Below are 19,076 nucleotides of genomic sequence, written 5' to 3' on the forward strand. Positions count from 1 at the left end.
CTCCTCGGGTTTCGGGTAGTGAGAGGGCGTCTCGCGGGTCACTTCGCGCCGACCCCGCCGGAGCTTCCTCCGGCGGACCGGGCGGGGCTGCCGGGTCCGAAGGCTCCACCGAGGAAGATGAATCCCCCGGAGCGGAGCGTGCGGGAGTTCTCATCGAGCTGGACGCGACACGGGAGATCGCCGGACCGGCCGACGACGATCATGTCGTCCCCGTACCTCAGGTACCGGGTGTCCTCGTTCAGCTGGTCGGCGTCCGGCCGCTCGTGGTCGCGGATGTCCCTCGCCGTGGCGTCGCGGTCGCCCCGACACTCGTAGGTCTGGGAGGCGCCCGCCACCGGGGAGTAGTTCTCCCGGACGTAGTGCACCGCGTTCTGACCGGTCCCCACGAGGACGAGTCCCAGCAGGACCGCGCACAGTCCGGCGGCCAGCGCGATGATCCAGCCGCGGTACGCCTTCACTAAGCCACCTCCGCCGGCGCGCCGAGCCCGGCGACCCGGAGTCGGGACGAGGTGGCGACGACGTCGCCACCTCCGCGCCCGGCGGGGTCGTCCGCCGGGTAGAGATGCCAGGTGTCCCACGACCAGCCCGCGTCGTCGGGAGTCGGGGCCACCACCGTGAGCGCCCCCTCTGCACCGGGGAACCGTCCCGCGAGAACGGCGGGATCGGCCGCGGCGAGCGCGGTCAGACGATTTACCAGCTCCACGAAGGGACCAGCGGGCAGGGTCTCGGTGGCCCCGCGAAGGTGGTGGGCGCCCCACGGGCCGGGGCAGGACACCTCGGCCGGCAACGGTGCACCCCCGGCGGCCGTCGCCCGGCAGGACACCTCCTCGGTCATCGCGTCGCGACCGTCGATCACGAGCGTCACCGCGTGCGACGCACCGAGGATGGACAGGCGTAGAGCGATGTCGTGCGTCGGGTGCGCCAGAACGGTCGAGACGAGGGCGTCCCGCTCGGGTGTGACGCCGATCCGGTAGCCGAGTGCCGCGGCCGCCACGTCACTCGGCTCCGCGACGAGATCGTGCACGGTCACCGCCTGTAGTCCGGGTCGCCGGCCGCGGGCGGCGCCGGGTAGACCGTCAGCTCGCCCCGGGACACCGGGCGGCCGGATGAGACCTCCCAGCCGGCGCCGTCCCAGTTCTCGAACGACAGCAGCGAGCTACCGTCCCCCGTGCGCATGTCCTGATACCGCATCCGTCCGCGCTCGGGCAGACCTGTGGTCCCCTCGCACGAGTACTCCGCCTCGCCCGACTCCTCGAGACGGTGCACACGATCGTCGACGATCACCTCGGACCCGGGGCTGACGCCGAGGCCCTTGCGGGTGGTCCACCAGGTCAGCTCCAGGGTCCCCTCGTCCTCCTCCACACCGAGCCACTGCGCACCGTCCCCGCCCTCGAGCAGGTGCTCCCACCAGACGTACGGGCCCTGGCGCAGGGTGATCGATCCACGCACCACGTAGTCGACACCGCCGTAGGCGACGATCGCACCGGGGCCGAGCTCACGCGGTCCGAATCCGTGAATCGGCTGGTCGGCGGCCAGCGGGTCGCGGCGGGGCGCGGCCGTGGCAGGCCTCGTCCCGCCCCGGGCCTTGACGATGATCCCGATGATCGCGACCACCGCGACCACCAACCCCACTATGACGAGTAGCTCTCCCACCGCGCATCCACTCCCGGATCGATGATCGACGGTCGACCCGGGCCGCCGCTTCGTGACCAGGAAAGGCTAACCCACCCGGCTCCGTGCGAGGCGCCCGGTTCACGCGAGGCGAGTCCATCTCCCCGAAATGGACTCAGGGCCGGCTCCCCGCTCGGGAAACCGACCCTGATCTCGTCCACTCTGTGTCGGGCTGACAGGATTTGAACCTGCGACCCCTTGACCCCCAGTCAAGTGCGCTACCAAGCTGCGCCACAGCCCGTCACCGTCTCCGCGGCTCGCGCGGCGACTGGATCAGACTAGCGCACCCCCTCGCCCGGACCGAAATCGCCTGGTCACTTGCGCTGTCGACGCTCCTTGACGCGGACGTTGACCCGCACCGGGGAGCCGTCGAAACCGAACGTCTCACGCAGACGACGCTCGAGGAACCGGCGGTACCCGGCCTCGAGGAAGCCCGTGGAGAAGAACACGAACGTCGGCGGCCGGGTGGTGGCCTGCGTGCAGAACCGGATGCGGGGCAGACGCCCGCCGCGCATGGGCGGCGGCGTCGCCGCGACGACCTCGTTCATCCAGGTGTTGAGCGGCCCGGTGGGGATCCGCTTGTCCCACGAGTCGAGCGCGGTCTCCATCGCCGGCACCAGCTTCGCCAGCGCACGGCCCGTCTTGGCGGAGATGTTGACACGGTGCGCCCAGGAGAGGACCCGTGACAGCTCGCGGTCGATCTCCTTGTCCAGGTCGTAGCGGCGGTCCTCGTCGACGAGATCCCACTTGTTGAACGCGATCACCAGCGCGCGCCCGGCGTCGGCGACCATGGAGATCACCCGCAGGTCCTGCTCGGTGATGGGCTCGGAGGCGTCGAGGAGCAGCACCACGACCTCGGCGGCCTCGATCGCACCGCGGGTGCGCAGCGAGGCGTAGTACTCGTGCCCGTAGGCCTGGTTGACCTTGCGCCGCAGCCCGGCCGTGTCGACGAACCGCCACGTGCGGCCCCCGAGCTCGACCAGCGAGTCGACGGGGTCGACCGTGGTGCCGGCGACGTTGTCGACCACGGCGCGGTCCTCGCCCGTGAGCTTGTTGAGCAGGCTCGACTTGCCCACGTTGGGCTTGCCCACCAGGGCCACCCGGCGCGGCACGTCGGCCGCCTCGCGCATCCTCGCCTTGGAGGGCAGCTGCCTCAGGATCTCGTCGAGCAGGTCGGCGGTGCCGCGCCCGTGTGCCGCGGAGATGGCATAAGGCTGGTCGAGCCCGAGCCCCCAGAACTCGGCGGCCTCGAGCTCGGCCTTATCGCTGTCGACCTTGTTGACGGCGAGGATCACCGGGGTCTCGGCGCGGCGCAGACTCCTGGCCACCGTCTCGTCGGCCGCGGTGATCCCCACGGTGCCGTCACAGACCAGCACGATGAGGTCGGCGGTCCCCATGGCGATCTCGGCCTGCTGGGCGATCGAGCGGTGCATGCCCTTGGCGTCCTGCTCCCAGCCGCCGGTGTCCTGGACCATGAAGGTCCGGCCGTTCCACAGCGCCTCGTAGGAGACGCGGTCGCGCGTGACCCCCGGGACGTCCTCGACCACGGCCTCGCGGCGGCCGATGATCCGGTTGACCAGCGTGGACTTGCCGACGTTGGGGCGGCCGACGATCGCGACGGTGGGGAGGATCTCCACGCCCTCGGTCACCGCCCCGATCTCGTCGGCGAACTCCGCGGCGACCGCGTCCCAGTCGGTGTCGTCGTTCCAGGCGTCCTCGACGGTCTCCTCGCCGGGGCCGGTCGGCAGGTCGAAGTCGGTGGTGTCCTCGTTGCTCGTCACTGTGCGTTCCCTTCTGCGGTGGCGCCGTGCGACGCGTGGGTGCCCTCGGCGAGCGCGACCAGCCGGTCGAGCACCTCGTCGAGGGTGAGGTCGGAGGTGTCGATGACGACCGCGTCGGCGGCCGGCCGCAGGGGGCTCGCGGCGCGCGTGGAGTCCTTGCGGTCGCGCTCGATGACGGCGGCGAGCACCTCGTCGTAGTCGGCCGCGCGTCCGGCGGCCAGGTCCTGGTCGGTACGGCGGCGCGCGCGGACCTCCGGGCTGGCGGTGAGATAGATCTTCACCTCGGCGTCCGGCAGGACGACGGTCCCGATGTCCCGGCCCTCGAGGACGACCGTGCCGCCGTCGGACGCCAGGCGCCGTTGGAGCCGGACGAGGTTCTCGCGCACCTCGGGCACGGCGGAGACCGCGGAGACGTCCGCGGTGACGCGTGCGGTGCGGATCTCCTCGCTCACGTCCTCGCCGCCGAGCAGGACGCACTCGGCGCCGGCGTCGGTGCCGATCTCCAGGGGTAGATCCGCGGTCGCGGCGATGACGGCGGCGGAGTCCTCGGGGTCGATCCCGGCGCGCAGGACCTGCAGGGTGGCGACCCGGTACATGGCGCCGGTGTCGAGGTAGGCGCCGCCGAGCCGGCGCGCCAGCGTCCGGGCGAGCGTGGACTTACCGGTACCGGCCGGCCCGTCGATGGCGATACGGCGACGCGGCGCGGGCGCGGGCCCCGTCGCGGAGGCGGAGGCGGGGACGGCGCTCACAGGCCCACCGCCTCGTAGAGGTCGGAGACCTCTCTGCGGTTGAGCTTGCGGAAGGTGCCCGCGCGCTGGTCGCCGAGCGCGACCGAGCCGAAGCGGGTCCGCACGAGTGACTCGACCGGGTGGCCGACCTCGGCGAGCAGCCGACGGACGATGTGCTTGCGCCCCTCGTGGAGCACGACCTTGACCAGCGACCGCCCGTCGTGGACGTCGAGGAGCGAGAACTGGTCGACCTTCGCCGGACCGTCCTCGAGCTCGACGCCCTCGCGCAGCTGCTTGCCGATGCCCTTGCCGACCACGCCGGTGACGGTCGCCATGTACGTCTTGGACACCTCATATGACGGGTGCATGAGGCGGTGCGCCAGCTCGCCGTCGTTGGTCACCAGGAGCAGGCCCTCGGTGTCGGCGTCGAGGCGGCCGACATGGAACAGCCGCTGTCCCGCGTCGATGCGGTCGGCCACGAGGTCGCCCACGCAGGGCCGACCCATCTCATCGGACATGGTCGTGTGGTACCCGCGGGGCTTGTTGAGCGCGAGGTGCACGAGGGTGTCGTCGAGCACGATGCGGGTGCCGTCGACGCGGATCACGGCGGTGGCGGGATCCACCTTGACGCCCATCTCGCGCACGATCTTCCCGTCGACCTCCACCCGCCCACGGGCGATGAGGTCCTCGGAGGCCCGGCGGGAGGCGACCCCGGCCTGCGCCAGGATCTTCTGCAGGCGGACCGGTGCGCCGTCTCGGCCAGCGGATTCAGTCATGGGTGAGTCACATCTCTTCGTCGTCGTCTCGGGGGGTGGGTTCGGGCGCCGCCGCGCGGCGCCGCCCCAGGGGGATCCGCGGATCCTCCGCGGGGTCGTCGCTCATCTCGTCGACCAGGTCGACATCCGGTAGCAGCGGGGCGATGTCCGGCAGCTCGTCGAGCGACGCGAGCCCCAATCTTTCCAGAAATAGTTCCGTCGTCCTATACAGCATGCCCCCGGTGTCGGCGTCGGTGCCGCATTCGACCGCCAGTCCGCGCGCCACGAGGGTCCGCATGACGCCGTCGACGTTGACGCCGCGGACCGCCGCGATGCGGGAGCGGGTCACCGGCTGGCGGTAGGCGATCACCGCGAGCGTCTCCAACGCGGCGCGGGTCAGCCGCGAGCTCGTCCCGTCCGTGAGGAGCCGCTCGACGTACGGCGCCAGCTCGCGACGCGTGTAGAGGCGCCAGCCGTCACCGGTGCGTCTCAGGTCGATCCCACTGCCCGCCGCGGTGAGCTCCTCGCGCCACGCCTGCAACTCCGCCTCGACCTCCGTGACCGTGGACCCGGCAGCCGCCGCCAGCGCGTTCTCCGCCGTCGGCTGGTCCACCACGAGCAACAGGGCCTCGAGCCGCGCCCGCAGGGGCGGGACGTCCGTTCCGGGGCCACCGGGCTCGTCGTCGTCGCCGTCCGGTCCCACCGCGCCCACCCGACCCACGTCGCCGGGAGCGCCCACGTCACCACTCACGTCCACTCGTCCCTCCCCCTCGTCACCTCGTCGGCCTCGCCGCCGGTCCAGCTCACCGACAACTCCCCCAGCGCCTCGTCCTGGGAGAGCGCGACCGCGCGCGCCCGGTACAACTCCAACAAGGCGAGGAACCTGGCGACGACGACGAGGGAGTCGTCACAACCCGAGATCAGTTCGCGGAAATCCACCCACCGGCCCTCGCCGTGGAACCGCAGCAGCTCGAGGACGCGGGCAGCCTGCTCGGGGACCGAGACCACGGGAGCGTGGACGTGCCCCACCCCCACCTCCTCCACCGGCCGCGGCCGGAACGCCACCGCGGCGATGGTGGCGAACTGCTCCGGATCCACCCCGAGCTCGACCTCGGGCAGCAGTCCGAGGAACTCCTCGTCCGGCCCGGCGGTCCGGGGATACGAGTGCCGCGCGGTCCGGTCGAGCTCGGCGAACAGCTCCGCCACCCGTCTGAACGCCCGGAACTGCAGCAACCGCGCGAACAGCAGGTCGCGGGCCTGCAGCAGCGCCAGGTCCTCGGGGTCCTGCACCTCACCCGACGGCACCAGCCGCGCGGTCTTGAGGTCCAACAGCGTCGCCGCCACCACGAGGAACTCGGTGACCTCCTCCAGCCCCGCCTCCTCGCCCAGCCGGCGCGTGTGGGCGATGAACTCGTCGGTCACGGCGTGGAGCGCGACCTCGGTGACGTCCAGCCTGCGCGAGTCGATGAGCCCCAGCAGCAGGTCGAACGGGCCCGTGAAGTTCGTGAGGTGAACGGTGAACGCCCGCGGGTCGCCGGCCTCCGGGGCGGTGATGTCCCCGGCGCCTTCCCTCTCAGGGGACCGCGCCCCCGCCCCGGTCACCGCGCGCTCACCTGCCGCGTTGGATGACCTCGCGCGCCAGGGCACGGTAGGCCTGGGCACCCGCGGACCTCGGGGCCCACGTGGTGATCGGTTCCCCGGCGACGGTGGTCTCCGGGAAGCGGACCGTGCGGGTCACGAGCGTGTCGAAGACCTTGTCGCCGAACACCTCGACCACCCGGCCCAGGACGTCGCGGGCGTGGACCGTGCGCCGGTCGAACATCGTGATGAGGATGCCGGTCAGGTGCAGCCGCGGGTTGATCCGGTCGCGGACCTTGTCGATCGTGTCCGTCAGCAGCGCGAGCCCGCGCAGGGAGAAGTACTCGCACTCCATGGGGATGAGCACCCCGTCCGAGCAGGCCAGCGCGTTGACCGTGAGCAGGCCCAGCGACGGCTGGCAGTCGATCAGCACGTAGTCGTAGCGGTCGAGAACCGGGTACAGCGCCCGGCCCAGGGCCTGCTCGCGCCCCACCTCGTTGACCAGCTGGATCTCCGCGGCCGACAGGTCGATGTTCGCGGGGATGAGGTCCACGCCCTCGACGCGCGTCCGGACCAGGACCTCCTCGGTGGACACGGAGTTGTCCACGAGCAGGTTGTAGACGGTCAGGTCGAGCTGGTGGTGCGGGATGCCCAGACCGGCCGACAGCGCGCCCTGCGGGTCGAGGTCCACCACGAGCACGCGACGCCCGTACTCGGCCAACGCGGCGGCGAGGTTGATGGTGCTGGTGGTCTTCCCGACGCCGCCCTTCTGGTTGCACATCGACACCACCACGGCGGGCCCGTGCGAGGTCAGGGGCTCGGGCTCGGGGATCGCGGAGAAGCCCTCACCGGCGGCGGGGTCGTCCGCGCCCAGCAGCTCCGCGCGCGAGAACAACGCGGGATCCATCGCCCCAGTGTCCTGCGCCACCCGCGTCTCCTCTCGTCACCGTCTCACCCGGACCCGCCTGTCTCGCGGCCCGCGCCGTACCCACGGTCACGTTACCGTGCGCGGGGGTGGCACTCGGCCCAGACCTCGCGGAGCGTGTCGACCGTGACGAGGGTGTACACCTGCGTGGTGGTGACCGAGGCGTGTCCCAGCAGCTCCTGCACCACACGGATGTCCGCTCCGCCGTCGAGCAGGTGGGTGGCGAACGAGTGCCGGAACGAGTGCGGGGACACCTCCTGCGTCACGCCCGCGCGTGCCGCGGCCGCCGAGACCACGTTCCACAGGGTCTGCCGCGAGACCCGGCCGCCGCGCGTGTTGAGGAACAACGCGGGTCCACCTCGCTTCGCCAGCGCGGGCCGGGCGCGCGTGAGGTAGGCGCCCACCGCCTCGCACGCCGGGCGGCCCACGGGGACGAGTCGCTCCTTGCCGCCCTTGCCGCGCAGGATCACCGTCCCGCCGTCGGGGTGGTCCAGGCCGTCGAGGTCGTCGACGTCCAGGCCGATCAGCTCGGCGGCCCGGGCCCCGGTCGCGTAGAGCAGTTCGAGCATCGCCCGGTCCCGCAGTCGCGCCGGGTCGGTGTCGACGCCCGTGTCGCCCGCCGCCTCGATCACGGCGATCATCCGATCGACGGGCAGCGCCTTGGGCAGCCGGCGCGGCGGGCGGGGCGGGGTGACCGCCGCCGCGACGTCGGTGTCGGTCACTCCGTCGTGGGTGGCGAACCGGTGCAAGCCGCGGACCGCCGCGAGGGTCCGCGCGACCGAGCTCGGGGCCAGCGGGGGGCGGCCCTCGTCCGGGTCACCGGTGGCCAGCCGGGCGCGGAAGTCCTCGACGTGCGCCTCCGTGACGGCGGTGAGGTCGTCGACGCCCACCGCGGCGAGGTGGCGGCGGTACCTGTCCAGGTCGCGACGGTAGGCGGCGAGGGTGTGGGCCGACGCGCCCTTCTCGACGGCGAGGTGGTCCAGGTACTCACGGATCCGAGCGGTCGCCCCGCCCCCGGAGGTCATCGACGATGCCCGCCGCGTCAGGGCCGGTCGATCACCGCGCGGGCCGCGAGGATGCCGGCCACCGCGATGCCGTTGACGATCCGTCCGTCGAGGACGGAGTCGACGGCCTCCGCGAACGGGATGCTCGCGACCTCCATGTCCGCCTCCTCGTGTTCGGCCTCAGGGCGCCCGACCTCGCGCAGACCCGTGGCCAGGTACACGTGCACGCGCTCGGTGCAGAACCCCGGCGAGGGGATCATCTCGATGACCGGCCGCCAGTGCTCGGCCTCGAGCCCGGTCTCCTCGACGAGCTCGCGGCGCGCGGTCCCCAGGGGGTCCTCACCCTCGACGTCGCACAGGCCGGCGGGAAGCTCCCAGAGTCGCTCCCCCACCGCGTGACGGTACTGCCGCACCAGCGTGATGCGCTGCTCGTCGTCCAGCGCCACCACCGCGACCGCGTCGTCGTGGCCGCAGACCTCCCGCTCGGCGGTGCCCCCGCCCGGCATGGTCAGGGTGTCGACACGGAGGCGCACCACCCGACCGTCGAAGATCTCCCGGCTGGAGACGGTCCGGTAGTCGTGGGACCCGGGGGCACCGCTGTCGGTCATCTGCGCTCAGTTCCCGTCCGCGGAGGCGCCGGCGGCCGACTCGGAGTCGACCTCGTCGGCGCGGACCGTCGAGGTCTTGGCGTCCGGGGCGTCGACGACGCCGGCGGAGTTCTCCCCCGCCTGACCGGAGCGCCACGGCTCGACAGGCAGCCGCATCTCGTTCTCGTAGTCCAGGGCCGCCTTGATGAAGGCCACGAACAGCGGGTGCGGCCGGGTCGGACGCGACTTGTACTCCGGGTGCGCCTGGGTGGCCACGAAGAACGGATGCTGCTCGCGCGGGTACTCGACGAACTCCACCAGGTGGCCGTCCGGGGAGGTGCCGGAGAACTGCAGACCGGACTCGGCGATCGTGTCGCGGTAGGCGTTGTTGACCTCGTAGCGGTGCCGGTGGCGCTCGGTGATCTCGGTGGTCCCGTACGCCTCGGCGACGATCGACCCCTTGGCGAGGACGGCCGGGTAGGACCCCAGGCGCATCGTCCCGCCGAGGTCGGCGTTGCCGGCGACCGCGTCGACCTGGTCGGCCATGGTCGAGATCACCGGGTGCGCGCCGTCGGGCTCGAACTCGCTGGAGGAGGCGCCCTCGAGGCCGACCGAGCGGGCCGCCTCGATGACCGAGCACTGCAGTCCGAGGCACAGCCCGAGCAGCGGGATCTTGTTCTTGCGCGACCAGGAGATCGCCCCGAGCTTGCCCTCGATGCCGCGGATGCCGAAGCCACCCGGGATGAGCATGCCGTCGACGCCGTGCAGCGCCTCGCGCGCGCCGGCCTCGGTCGTGCAGGCGTCCGACTCGACCCACCGGATGTTGACCCGCGCGTGGTGGGCGAAGCCGCCCGCCCGCAGGGCCTCGGTCACGGACAGGTAGGCGTCGGGCAGGTCGATGTACTTGCCGACGAGGGCGATCTCGACCTCCTCGCGCGGCTCGTGCACGCGCGTGAGCAGGTCGCCCCACACGGTCCAGTCGACGTCACGGAACGGCAGGTTGAGGCGGCGGATGACGTGGGTGTCGAGGTGCTCGTTGAACAGCACCTTGGGGATGTCGTAGATGCTCGGCGCGTCCGGCGTGGACACGACGCCCTCGAGGTCGACGTCGCACATGAGCGCGATCTTGGCCTTGAGGCCGTCCGGCACGTTCCGGTCCGAGCGCAGGATCAGCCCGTCGGGCACGATGCCGATCGACCGCAGCGCGGCGACGGAGTGCTGGGTCGGCTTGGTCTTGAGCTCGCCCGAGGGCGCCAGGTACGGCACGAGGGAGACGTGGAGGAAGAAGATGTTCTCCCGGCCGACCTCGTGGCGGACCTGTCGGCAGGCCTCGAGGAAGGGCTGCGACTCGATGTCTCCGACGGTGCCACCGACCTCGGTGATCACCACGTCGGGACGGCGACCCTGATCATCAGGGTCCCCCATCGCGATGATGCGTTCCTTGATGGCGTCGGTGATGTGCGGGATCACCTGGACGGTGTCGCCGAGGTACTCGCCGCGCCGCTCCTTGGCGATGACCGCCGAGTAGACCTGGCCGGTGGTGACGTTGGCCTTGGCGTTGAGGTCGCGGTCGAGGAACCGCTCGTAGTGGCCGAGGTCGAGATCGGCCTCCGCGCCGTCCTCGGTGACGAACACCTCACCGTGCTGGAAGGGGTTCATCGTGCCCGGGTCGACGTTGATGTACGGGTCGAGCTTCTGCATGGTGACGCGGAGTCCGCGGGCGGTGAGCAGCTGCCCGAGGCTCGAGGCGGTCAGCCCCTTGCCCAGCGACGACGCCACGCCGCCGGTGACGAAGATGTGCTTGGTCGCGGACCGCGATGCGGCTCGATTCAGTGCCAAGGGGACTCCCGTGTCCATACGCCGGAATGGATGAATGCTGGTGCGGCTCCGGTGCACCCCACGGGGCTTCAGGCTATCACCGCTACGGCGTCGGGGGGAGCGGCGGCGCCGCGGCCGACGCATCCGGCGCGAGACCGTAGTGACCCTGCTCACGGGCGAGTTGTTCGGCCAGCGCTAACGCCGTCGCCAGCCGGCCGGCGTCCGTTCCCGCGTCGTCGACGGTCGAGACGTCCTCCTCGCCGGAGGATCGCAGCACGCCCACCGCGTCGTGGCCGGCGCCCTCTCCGAGGCGGGCGGAGACCACGGTTCCCGCGCCTTCACGGTCGAGCGTCCGGGCCAGGGCGGCCACGCGGACGGCGGTCGACTCCTGCTCCTGCGGGCCGGTGACGACGAGCGCCAGCTGACCGGGCCGGAGAGTGCCGGGTTCGAAGTCGATGACGTCCGCGTCCGCGAGGGTGGTGAGCACGGTCGCCCGGTCCTCGTCCCCCAGATGCGGCTCGGCGTCCTCGGCGCGCAGCAGCCCCGCGCGGCCGAGCGCGGTGCCGAGCTGGGTGCCCAGGTCGGCGTCGGCGGCCGGGGCGGTGCCGATCGGCAGGTTGGCCACGAGTGCCTGCAGCTCCGAGTCGGCGGCCGGGTCCACGGCCTTGTCGGTGAGGGTCACGCGGCCGGCGTCGATGCCGCCCGCCGCGGCGATGACGTCACCCGCCGCCGTGACGTCCTCCTCGGCCGCACCGGGTGCCACGACGATGAGGACCGGCCGACCGTCGAGCCGACCGTCCAGGACGGCCGGCGTCAGGTCCGCCGCCAGGCCGTCCAGCCGGTCGACCGCCCTGCGCTCGGCGGCGAGGTCGTCCTGCGCCGCCTCGAGCCGCGCCGCCGTGGTCTCCTCGCGGTCGACGACCGCGTCCCGGATCGACGTCGCGACGGACGTGGACCCGAGGACGACCCCCACCGCGAGGGCGAGGAAAACGGCCACCAACGTCAGGACATGGCGGCGCATCGAGATCAACGGACGAGCCCCTGGACCCACAGCGCGAAGGAGTTCCAGGTCTCGATGGCCCAGAGCAGGAGGTCCTGGGCGGCGTCGCGGGCCACCACGACGGCGGCGACAGCGACCAGGGCGGCGAGCACGATCAGCGCGAGGCCGATCCCCGAACCGCGGGAGCGGTAGAGGGTGGCGCAGGCGTGGGCGTGCACGAGTCGCGAGGAGACGGTCGTGTCGACCATGGTCGACGACGGCGCGGAGGCCGGGCGGAAAACGTTCTCCAGGCCCCGGTCGTCCCCGGTGACCACGATCATCTCCGCCCCGCCGTGGTAGGCCAGCAGGAGCGCCATGTCCCGCGCCGTCGCGGCGGCCGGGAACGTCGTGGCGCCGACCCCGAGCTCGGTGATCTTCTCCAGCCCCTCGGCCCGGCCGTCACGATCCGCCGGCACGACGAGGACGGCGCCGTCGGTGAGGACCTCGTCGGAGACCTCGGTGGGGGTGGCGACGACGACGTCGGCCGCCAACCGGGCCGAGCGCAGCAGCTCGGCGCCCCCGTCGACGCCCACGAGGAGCGGGCGGTACTCCCGGATGAACGGCTTGAGCTCGGCCAGCTGGGCACGCGAGGACGCGTCGCCCGTGACCACCACGACGTGACGGTCGGTGAACTCGACATCGATCTCGGGCAGCCCCTCGCCGTCGAGCAGGAGTGGATGCTCGAGGCTGAGGAACTCGGTCGCGTTGGCCAGGTGCGCCAGCGCCGACTCGACGTAGTTCTTCTCCGCGCGGTCGACCTCGGCGAGCAGGGTCGCGGAGTCGACCTCGCGGCCACCGGCGAGTTCGTCCTCGGACTTGACGGAGTAGATGACCCCGTCGTCGATGCGGACCCGGGTCCCGTCGGTGACATCGGCCAGGTCGGCGTCCTCGATGACGGGCACCGTCGAGGCGGCCAGGGTGCGGAAGGCCGCCCGGGGCAGCATCTCCTCACCCGCGGCGGGGACGTGCACCACGGCCGCCACCTCCGCCTCGACGAGTGCGTGGGCCGTCTCCGCCGTGGTGCGGTTGAGGTCGAGGACGGCGACGTCCTTGGCGCCGAGCCTCCTCGGTACCGGAGTCCCCGGCTCGATCCGGCGCACGGTGCCCACGACACCGGCGAGGTCCTGGGAGCGACGATTGAGCAGACCCGACATCTTCATGCGCACGAGTATCACGCGTGTGATTCGAGTGACGAGGGAGGTCACCCCGGCGTGTCGCCTTAACGGTCGATCTCAGCTTGAGACTTTTCGTACTGGGCCTTCTCCAGCAGCTCCCTCGCGTGGGCGAGTCCGGTATCGGTGTCCTCGAGTCCCGCGAGCATCCGTGCCAGTTCGGTTACGCGGTCGGCGTCCGCGACCGCCGTGACCCCGGAGACGACGACACCGGAACTCCCGGTGTCGGCGCCCGCGGGGTCGGCGTCCTTGTGAACGACCAGGTGGGTATCGGCGTAGGCCGCGACCTGCGCGAGGTGGGTGACGGCGATGACCTGGTGGGTCCGCGCCAGGCGGGCCAGTCGCTTGCCGATGCTCAACGCGGCCCGGCCTCCGACGCCGGCGTCGACCTCGTCGAACACCAGCGTGCCCCCGCCCGAGCGTTCGGCCAGGACCACTTCGAGCGCGAGCATGACCCTCGACAGCTCGCCGCCTGACGCGCCCTTGCCGAGAGGCACCGGCCCCGAGGGCCCGTCGAGCGCCAGTTCGACGTCGTCGAGCCCGCTCTCGGTGGCGCCGTCGAGCCCGTCCCCCGACGGGGTGACGCGGACGGTGAGGCGGGCGCCACCCATCGACAACTCGGCGAGCTCGGCCGTCACCCGGGCGGCGAGGTCCTCCCCCGCCGCGCGCCGGACGGCGGTCAGCGCGGCGCCGCGTTCGCACAGTTCCGCCGCGAGCCGCTCCACCGTGGCGCGCAGCTCGGCGACGGCGGTCTCGGAGGTGTCGACCTCCCCCAGTCGGGTCCGGGCTCTGGCGGCCCAGGCGATGACGTCGTCGACGTCCGTACCGTACTTGCGCGTCAGCGCGCGGAGATCGTGTCGTCTCTCCATCGCCGAATCCAGGTCGGCGGAGTCGACGGGCAGCTCGGCGAGGTACAGGCCGAGCTCGGTGGCCGCGTCCCCGAGCGCGGCGACGGCCTGTCCGATGCTCGTGGCGATGGGGTCGAGCGCAGGGTCCCCGGCGCCTGCCAGCCGCTGCCGCAGCTGGTCGAGCACACCCACCATCGGCTCAGTGGTCTCGCCGTCACCGGTGAGCGCCTCGTGGGCCCGCCCGGCCACCTCGCGTAGCTCCTCGGAATCGGTCAGGCGGCGGATGAGCGCATCGAGTTCGGCCTCCTCGCCAGGCTGTGGGTCGAGGGAGTCGATCTCCTCGAGCCCCATGCGCAGCAGGTCCGCCTCGCGGGCGAGCTCGCGGGCCCTACCGGTGCGCTCGGCCAGTGAGCGTTCGGCCTGACGCCACCGCCTGTAGGTCTCGCGGTACGCCTCGAGCGCGGCGCGGGCGTCGTCACCGCCGTGCGCGTCGACGGCGTCGCGCTGCCGGTCCGGGCGCAGCAGACGGAGTTGGTCGTTCTGTCCGTGTACGGCGAGGACCGGCGCGCAGAAGCGGGCGAGGGTGCCGGCAGGGACGGAACGACCGCCGAGCCGGGCGCGCGAGCGACCGTCCGCGCCGACCCGTCGGGCGGCTATCACGCTGCCGTCCTCGTCGAGGTCGACGTCGGTGTCCTCGAGGAGGTCGTCGAGATCCCGGCGATCGGCCGGGTCCATCGTGGCGGTCGCGGACAGGTCGAAGCGCCCCTCGACGACCGCCTTGTCCGTTCCCCGGCGCACACGGCCGGGGTCGGCGCGACCCCCGGCCAGCAGCCTCAGACCGGTGACGACCATCGTCTTGCCCGCGCCCGTCTCTCCGGTGAGGACGGACAGTCCTGGCGAGAAGTCGGCGACGGCCTCGTCGATGACGCCGAGGCCGCTGATCCGGAGTTCCGTGAGCACGCACCCACCCTAGGTGAGCGGCCGGACACCCGATCGTCCGCGCCACCCGGTCACCGGCAACTGGAACTTGGTGACCAGGCGATCGGTGAACGGCGAATCGTCGAGCCGCACCCACTTGACCGGGCGTCGACCGCGGACCACTTCGACGCGGCTACCCGGCGGTGCGTCGACCAGGCGCCGCCCGTCGAGGACGACCACGGCCGGGCCCGAGTGCACTCCGGTCTCCACCGCGACCCTGGAGGTGGGCGCCACGACCATGGGCCGGGCGAAGAGCGCGTGGGCGTTGTTCGGCACGACGAGGATGGCGTCGAGCTCGGGCCAGACGATGGGGCCCCCGGCGGAGAACGCGTATGCGGTGGATCCCGTGGGGGTGGAGACCAACATGCCGTCGCAACCGTAGTCGCTGACGGGGCGGCCGTCGATCTCGACGGAGGCCTCGAGCACGCCCTGTCGTGCCACCTTCTCGATGCTGACCTCGTTGAGCGCCCAGTCGTGCGCGAGCCGGGTCTCGCCGTTGATGACCGTCGCCTCGACCGTCATCCTCTCCACGACGCGGTAGTCGCGTGCGGCGATCTGCTCCACGACGCCGCTCAGAGAGGAGACCTCGGACTCGGCGAGGAAGCCGATGTGTCCGAGGTTGACCCCTAGCACGGGCACGTCCGCTGCGTGGGCGTACTGGCAGGCGCGCAGGAACGTCCCGTCCCCGCCCAGGACCAGGACGAGCTCGCATCCCTCAGCGGCGGCGGGCGTGTCGGGGACGCACTCCACTCCACCGCCGGTGGCGACCCGGTCCCGGGTGTCCTCGAGAACCCGGACGGCGATGCCCCGCTCCGCGCACGCGTCGACCACCTGCGCGACCGTCGCGACGATGTCCGGTCGGGCGATGTTGGGTTCGAGCAGGATGCGCCGGGGCTGCTCGGATCCGGGGATGTCATTCATCGTGGGCCCTCCTCGACTGCCGTGCGGATCGCGTGTCGCGACTCGTCGGTGAGGTCCGCCGGCTCTCCCGATGCGGACCTGCGCAGGTGCAGGAAATACTCGACGTTGCCGGACGGGCCGGGAAGCGGACTGGCCACGCAGCCCAGGAGTTCGAGCCCCAGTCCCGCGGCCGCGTGGGCGACACCGGTGACGGCCTCGATCCGCAGCTCGGGGTCACGGACGACGCCGCCCTGCCCGACGCGGTCGCGCCCCACCTCGAACTGTGGCTTGACCATCGGGAGGAGATGCCCGCCCGGCCGCGTGCACAGAGCGAGCGCCGGCAGCACGAGCGGCAGGGAGATGAACGACAGGTCGGACACCACGAGATCGACCTCCCCACCGATGTCCCCCGGGGTGAGCGACCGGACGTTGGTCTTGTCGTGGACGCCGACGCGCTCGTCGCTGCGCAGTCGCCACACCAGTTGTCCGTACCCCACGTCGACGGCTTCGACACGGGCTGCGCCCCGGCTCAACAGCACGTCGGTGAAGCCGCCGGTGGAGGCTCCGGCGTCGAGACAGCGCGCCCCGTCGACGGTCACGCCGGCGAAGGTGTCGAGGGCGCCGACCAGCTTGTGGGCGCCGCGGGACGCCCAGTCCGGCTCGTCGGATGCGGTGAGCGCGATCGAGGTGGTGGGTTCGACCTGGGTGGCGGGTTTGGTGGCGGCCACCCCGTTGACGATGACGCGCCCGGAGTCGATGAGGTCCCGCGCCCGTTCGCGACTGTCGCACATCTTGCGACGTACCAGTTCGGCGTCGAGCCGCATGCGTCTGGCCGCCATCAGCGTCGGTTGTCCAGGGCCGTGAGAGCCTGCGCGAGGAGCTCGTGGGCGGCGTCGAGCGCGGCGACCTGGTCGTCGCGGACCGCCCCGCCGCCGGCGTCGGTCCCCGGCGCGCCGACCGAGTCGCCGAGCAGGTCGTCGAACGCCGAGCGGAGCTCGTCGATGTCGGGCCCCGTGGGCCCGGGACGTGGATGGGGTCCGGGGGTGGTCACGGCCTACACGCTAGCCGACGACGAGTCCCGCATCCGCGAGCCGGGATCGGAGGCCGTCTCCGCCCGCGGACACCTGCGACACGTCGTGACGCCACGCCAGTGCGATCACGGCTCGGGCCAGATCCAACCCGTGCAGATGGTCCGGGACTACGGAGAGGTGTAGCACCCCGGCCTCGACCGCGCCGTCGAACTCAGCGGTGTGCGGGATCCGGGACGCGTCGGCGGGCTCGGCGAGAGCCGACAGGTCGGGCGCGAGATGGGTGGGGCGCCGGTGCGGATCCGCCGACAGCAGGTGGGTCTGGTCGTGGACGCCGGTGAGGACCATCAGCGCGGGCATCCCGGCGGCGACGGCTCCCTCAATGTCCGTGTCGAGTCGGTCGCCTATCACCAGGGGGCGTGTGGACCCGACGCGGTCCGCGGCAGCACGCAGCACGCCAGCCGCGGGCTTCCCGGCGACGACGGGCTCGCGATCCGTGGCGGCCCGCAAGGCAGCGACGAGGGATCCGTTGCCGGGGAGCAGACCCCGTTCGGTCGGAAGGGTCGTGTCGACGTTAGAGGCGATCCAGGGCACGCCTCGGCGGATCGCGAGGCAGCCCTCCGCGAGGTCGGCCCAGGTCAACTCTCGCGACAGGCCCTGCAGCACGGCGTCGGGCCGGTCGTCGGCGGAGAGGACGACATCGTAGCCGCCCTCCCGGGCGAGTTCCCGGAAACTATCGTGACCGACGACCAGGACCCTCGAGCCCGGGGCGACGTGGTCGCGCAGCATGACCACGGCGGCCTGTGCGCTGGTCATGACCTCGTCGGGCCGCGTGGTGAATCCCAGTTCGCGGAGGTGGGCGGCGGTGTCCTCCGGGGACCGGCTAGCGTTGTTGGTCACGTACACCACGGGCAGGCCCGCCCGCTCGAGCGCGTCGGCGGCGCCGGGGATCGGCTCAGTGCCGCGGATCAGTGTGCCGTCGAGGTCCACGAGGAGTGCATCGTGGGCCTCGGCCAGGGTGGTGACGCTCACCGCGATCAGTCCTCCAGTTCGGCCAGACGAGGCGCGGCGCCGGTGACGTCCTCGGGGTCGGCGGAGAGTGCGTGGCGGAACCACTCCGCCGCCTCGTCCCTGCGGTCGGAGGCCAGGAGGACCTCCGCGTAGGCGTAGTCGAGCCGGGCGGCGGACTCGCCGCGGGCGTCGGCGTCGACGCCGGCGTCCTGCAGGGTCACGAGGGCGGCGTCGAGCTGGCCCATGTCGACACGGGCTCCCGCCTCGACGATGCGCAGTTCGATCAGCTCGTCGGCGTCGAGCATCCGCGACTCGTCACCGCGGGCGAGTTCTATGGCGCGCTGCGGGCGCTCGAGCCCGCGCTCGCAGTCGGCCATCATCGCGAGCAGACCGGGCCCGCCGGAGATGCGTCGGGCGGCCCGGAGCTCGCTGAGCGCCTCGGACCACTCGCCGGCACGGTAGGCCAGGACGCCGAGGGTCTCGCGGACGACGCCGATGCGGCCGGCGCGGTTCTTGGCGGCGCGGCCGTGCGCCAGAGCGAGCTGCGGGTCGTCGTCGACGAGGTGCATGGCGGCGACCAGGTGCTTGGCGACTGTTTCCGCGTTCGACTTGTCAAGGCTGCGCAGGTCGCGACGGACGTCGGCGTCGAGGTCGGCGGCCTCGATATCGTCGGGCAGGGCTGGCTCATCGGCGCGGGCTGCCTGACGTGCGTCCTGACCGGGGCGGCCTTCGCTCCTGCGGGCGCCCACCGGCCGATCCCCGCGTCCGGTGACTCCGCGTGGGCCGCCGCCCCGCCGGTCTCCGCTCGGGGCGCCACCACTGCGCTCACCGCCGGAGGCGCCGGTGCGTCGATCGCCGCCGGCGCGGCCACTGGCCGTGGCCCTCCGGGGACTGCCCGCGGCGCGGGGAGCGCCGTCCCCTCGACGCGGGTCCCGGTCGGAGGATGAGCGCTCGCCGCTACCGCGCCGTTCGCCGGACTCGCTCCTGTCGGGGCGGGGGGTGTCGGAACCGTCGTATCGCTTCCCGCGGCGCTCCCCGTAGGAGCTGTTGTCGCGTCGCTGCTCTCGCGGGGCCCGGTCGCCCCGGCGGGGTACGTCGCGGTCGCCGCGTCGGGGCGAGCGGTCTGCGTTCTCGGACCGGGGTTCGTTCACGTCGTTCACCTTACGTGCGCCGGTTGGTCCGGCACGGAGTGGGTAGAAGGGGCACAAATGCGACCAGCGGGAGGAACTGTGAAGTCCCTCCCGCTGGTCATG

General features: G+C 72.4%; 20 protein-coding genes and 1 tRNA gene. All 21 read right to left on the bottom strand.

Translation table 11 applies throughout. The features are described from left to right. Positions 1–38: 38 nt before the first annotated feature. The 21 genes from DCI01S_RS17555 to DCI01S_RS08695 all read right to left on the bottom strand — a co-directional run bounded on the left by DCI01S_RS17555 (position 39) and on the right by DCI01S_RS08695 (position 18,572). Complete coding sequence (locus DCI01S_RS17555) at positions 39–458, bottom strand: DUF4247 domain-containing protein (RefSeq protein ID WP_061228833.1); 420 nt, start codon at positions 456–458, stop codon at positions 39–41. Continuing rightward, positions 458–1,030: a DUF2617 family protein gene (locus DCI01S_RS08600; RefSeq protein ID WP_061228834.1), complete on the bottom strand. Its 573-nt coding sequence runs from the start codon at positions 1,028–1,030 to the stop codon at positions 458–460. Before DCI01S_RS08600 ends, DCI01S_RS17555 begins: the two co-directional genes overlap by 1 nt. Continuing rightward, a complete protein-coding gene (locus DCI01S_RS08605; RefSeq protein ID WP_061228835.1) occupies positions 1,027–1,653 on the bottom strand; it encodes a DUF4178 domain-containing protein in 627 nt (208 codons plus the stop codon). Before DCI01S_RS08605 ends, DCI01S_RS08600 begins: the two co-directional genes overlap by 4 nt. A gap of 185 nt (positions 1,654–1,838) precedes the next feature. Then, positions 1,839–1,912, bottom strand: a tRNA-Pro gene (locus DCI01S_RS08610). 73 nt (positions 1,913–1,985) lie between these two features. Beyond that, positions 1,986–3,452, bottom strand: a complete 1,467-nt coding sequence (gene der, locus DCI01S_RS08615; protein ID WP_375545295.1) for a ribosome biogenesis GTPase Der — start codon at positions 3,450–3,452, stop codon at positions 1,986–1,988. Continuing rightward, complete coding sequence (cmk, locus tag DCI01S_RS08620; protein ID WP_109148746.1) at positions 3,449–4,201, bottom strand: (d)CMP kinase; 753 nt, start codon at positions 4,199–4,201, stop codon at positions 3,449–3,451. The genes der and cmk overlap by 4 nt, the downstream gene beginning before the upstream one ends. Further along, positions 4,198–4,956 carry a pseudouridine synthase gene (locus tag DCI01S_RS08625; protein WP_007629048.1) on the bottom strand — a complete coding sequence of 253 codons (759 nt, stop codon included), beginning with the start codon at positions 4,954–4,956 and terminating at the stop codon, positions 4,198–4,200. The genes cmk and DCI01S_RS08625 overlap by 4 nt, the downstream gene beginning before the upstream one ends. Before the next feature lie 7 nt (positions 4,957–4,963). Beyond that, positions 4,964–5,692 (bottom strand): SMC-Scp complex subunit ScpB, encoded by a 729-nt coding sequence (scpB, locus tag DCI01S_RS08630; RefSeq protein WP_061228836.1) that lies wholly within the window; start codon positions 5,690–5,692, stop codon positions 4,964–4,966. Then, a complete protein-coding gene (locus DCI01S_RS08635) occupies positions 5,683–6,537 on the bottom strand; it encodes a segregation and condensation protein A (protein WP_131886352.1) in 855 nt (284 codons plus the stop codon). The genes scpB and DCI01S_RS08635 overlap by 10 nt, the downstream gene beginning before the upstream one ends. A gap of 7 nt (positions 6,538–6,544) precedes the next feature. Continuing rightward, positions 6,545–7,420 (bottom strand): ParA family protein, encoded by an 876-nt coding sequence (locus DCI01S_RS08640; RefSeq protein ID WP_007629053.1) that lies wholly within the window; start codon positions 7,418–7,420, stop codon positions 6,545–6,547. 92 nt (positions 7,421–7,512) lie between these two features. After that, a complete protein-coding gene (locus DCI01S_RS08645; RefSeq protein WP_061228837.1) occupies positions 7,513–8,463 on the bottom strand; it encodes a tyrosine recombinase in 951 nt (316 codons plus the stop codon). 17 nt (positions 8,464–8,480) lie between these two features. Continuing rightward, entirely contained in the window at positions 8,481–9,050 is a 570-nt protein-coding gene (locus tag DCI01S_RS08650; RefSeq protein WP_061228838.1) for an NUDIX domain-containing protein, read from the bottom strand. 6 nt (positions 9,051–9,056) lie between these two features. After that, complete coding sequence (gene pyrG / locus DCI01S_RS08655) at positions 9,057–10,886, bottom strand: CTP synthase (protein WP_061228839.1); 1,830 nt, start codon at positions 10,884–10,886, stop codon at positions 9,057–9,059. Positions 10,887–10,950: 64 nt separating this feature from the next. Then, positions 10,951–11,868, bottom strand: coding sequence for a copper transporter (locus DCI01S_RS08660; RefSeq protein ID WP_061228855.1), 918 nt, complete (start codon positions 11,866–11,868; stop codon positions 10,951–10,953). 5 nt (positions 11,869–11,873) lie between these two features. Then, the gene (gene steA, locus DCI01S_RS08665; RefSeq protein ID WP_061228854.1) at positions 11,874–13,046 is read right to left on the bottom strand and encodes a putative cytokinetic ring protein SteA; all 1,173 of its coding nucleotides are present in this window, start codon (positions 13,044–13,046) and stop codon (positions 11,874–11,876) included. A gap of 59 nt (positions 13,047–13,105) precedes the next feature. After that, positions 13,106–14,866 (bottom strand): DNA repair protein RecN, encoded by a 1,761-nt coding sequence (gene recN / locus DCI01S_RS08670; RefSeq protein WP_061228840.1) that lies wholly within the window; start codon positions 14,864–14,866, stop codon positions 13,106–13,108. Positions 14,867–14,875: 9 nt separating this feature from the next. Continuing rightward, entirely contained in the window at positions 14,876–15,805 is a 930-nt protein-coding gene (locus DCI01S_RS08675) for an NAD kinase (protein ID WP_061228841.1), read from the bottom strand. After that, on the bottom strand, positions 15,802–16,623 hold the full coding sequence (locus DCI01S_RS08680; RefSeq protein WP_061228842.1) for a TlyA family RNA methyltransferase: 822 nt from the start codon (positions 16,621–16,623) through the stop codon (positions 15,802–15,804). Before DCI01S_RS08680 ends, DCI01S_RS08675 begins: the two co-directional genes overlap by 4 nt. Then, positions 16,623–16,835 carry a hypothetical protein gene (locus DCI01S_RS08685; protein ID WP_007629074.1) on the bottom strand — a complete coding sequence of 71 codons (213 nt, stop codon included), beginning with the start codon at positions 16,833–16,835 and terminating at the stop codon, positions 16,623–16,625. Before DCI01S_RS08685 ends, DCI01S_RS08680 begins: the two co-directional genes overlap by 1 nt. 10 nt (positions 16,836–16,845) lie before the next feature. Then, entirely contained in the window at positions 16,846–17,844 is a 999-nt protein-coding gene (locus DCI01S_RS08690; RefSeq protein ID WP_061228843.1) for an HAD-IIA family hydrolase, read from the bottom strand. Positions 17,845–17,849: 5 nt separating this feature from the next. After that, complete coding sequence (locus DCI01S_RS08695) at positions 17,850–18,572, bottom strand: tetratricopeptide repeat protein (protein ID WP_311199451.1); 723 nt, start codon at positions 18,570–18,572, stop codon at positions 17,850–17,852. Positions 18,573–19,076: the final 504 nt, after the last annotated feature.

This window comes from Dietzia cinnamea NBRC 102147, assembly GCF_001571065.1.
GTDB classification, from domain to species: domain Bacteria; phylum Actinomycetota; class Actinomycetes; order Mycobacteriales; family Mycobacteriaceae; genus Dietzia; species Dietzia cinnamea.

Excerpts from the sequence above, each read along its gene's own strand:
- DCI01S_RS08625 (WP_007629048.1), bottom strand. The coding sequence starts at position 4,956 with ATGACTGAATCCGCTGGCCGAGACGGCGCACCGGTCCGCCTGCAGAAG.
- DCI01S_RS08640 (WP_007629053.1), bottom strand. The coding sequence starts at position 7,420 with ATGGATCCCGCGTTGTTCTCGCGCGCGGAGCTGCTGGGCGCGGACGAC.
- DCI01S_RS08645 (WP_061228837.1), bottom strand. The coding sequence starts at position 8,463 with ATGACCTCCGGGGGCGGGGCGACCGCTCGGATCCGTGAGTACCTGGAC.
- DCI01S_RS08650 (WP_061228838.1), bottom strand. The coding sequence starts at position 9,050 with ATGACCGACAGCGGTGCCCCCGGGTCCCACGACTACCGGACCGTCTCC.
- pyrG (WP_061228839.1), bottom strand. The coding sequence starts at position 10,886 with ATGGACACGGGAGTCCCCTTGGCACTGAATCGAGCCGCATCGCGGTCC.
- DCI01S_RS08660 (WP_061228855.1), bottom strand. The coding sequence starts at position 11,868 with ATGCGCCGCCATGTCCTGACGTTGGTGGCCGTTTTCCTCGCCCTCGCG.
- steA (WP_061228854.1), bottom strand. The coding sequence starts at position 13,046 with ATGAAGATGTCGGGTCTGCTCAATCGTCGCTCCCAGGACCTCGCCGGT.
- DCI01S_RS08675 (WP_061228841.1), bottom strand. The coding sequence starts at position 15,805 with ATGAATGACATCCCCGGATCCGAGCAGCCCCGGCGCATCCTGCTCGAA.
- DCI01S_RS08680 (WP_061228842.1), bottom strand. The coding sequence starts at position 16,623 with ATGGCGGCCAGACGCATGCGGCTCGACGCCGAACTGGTACGTCGCAAG.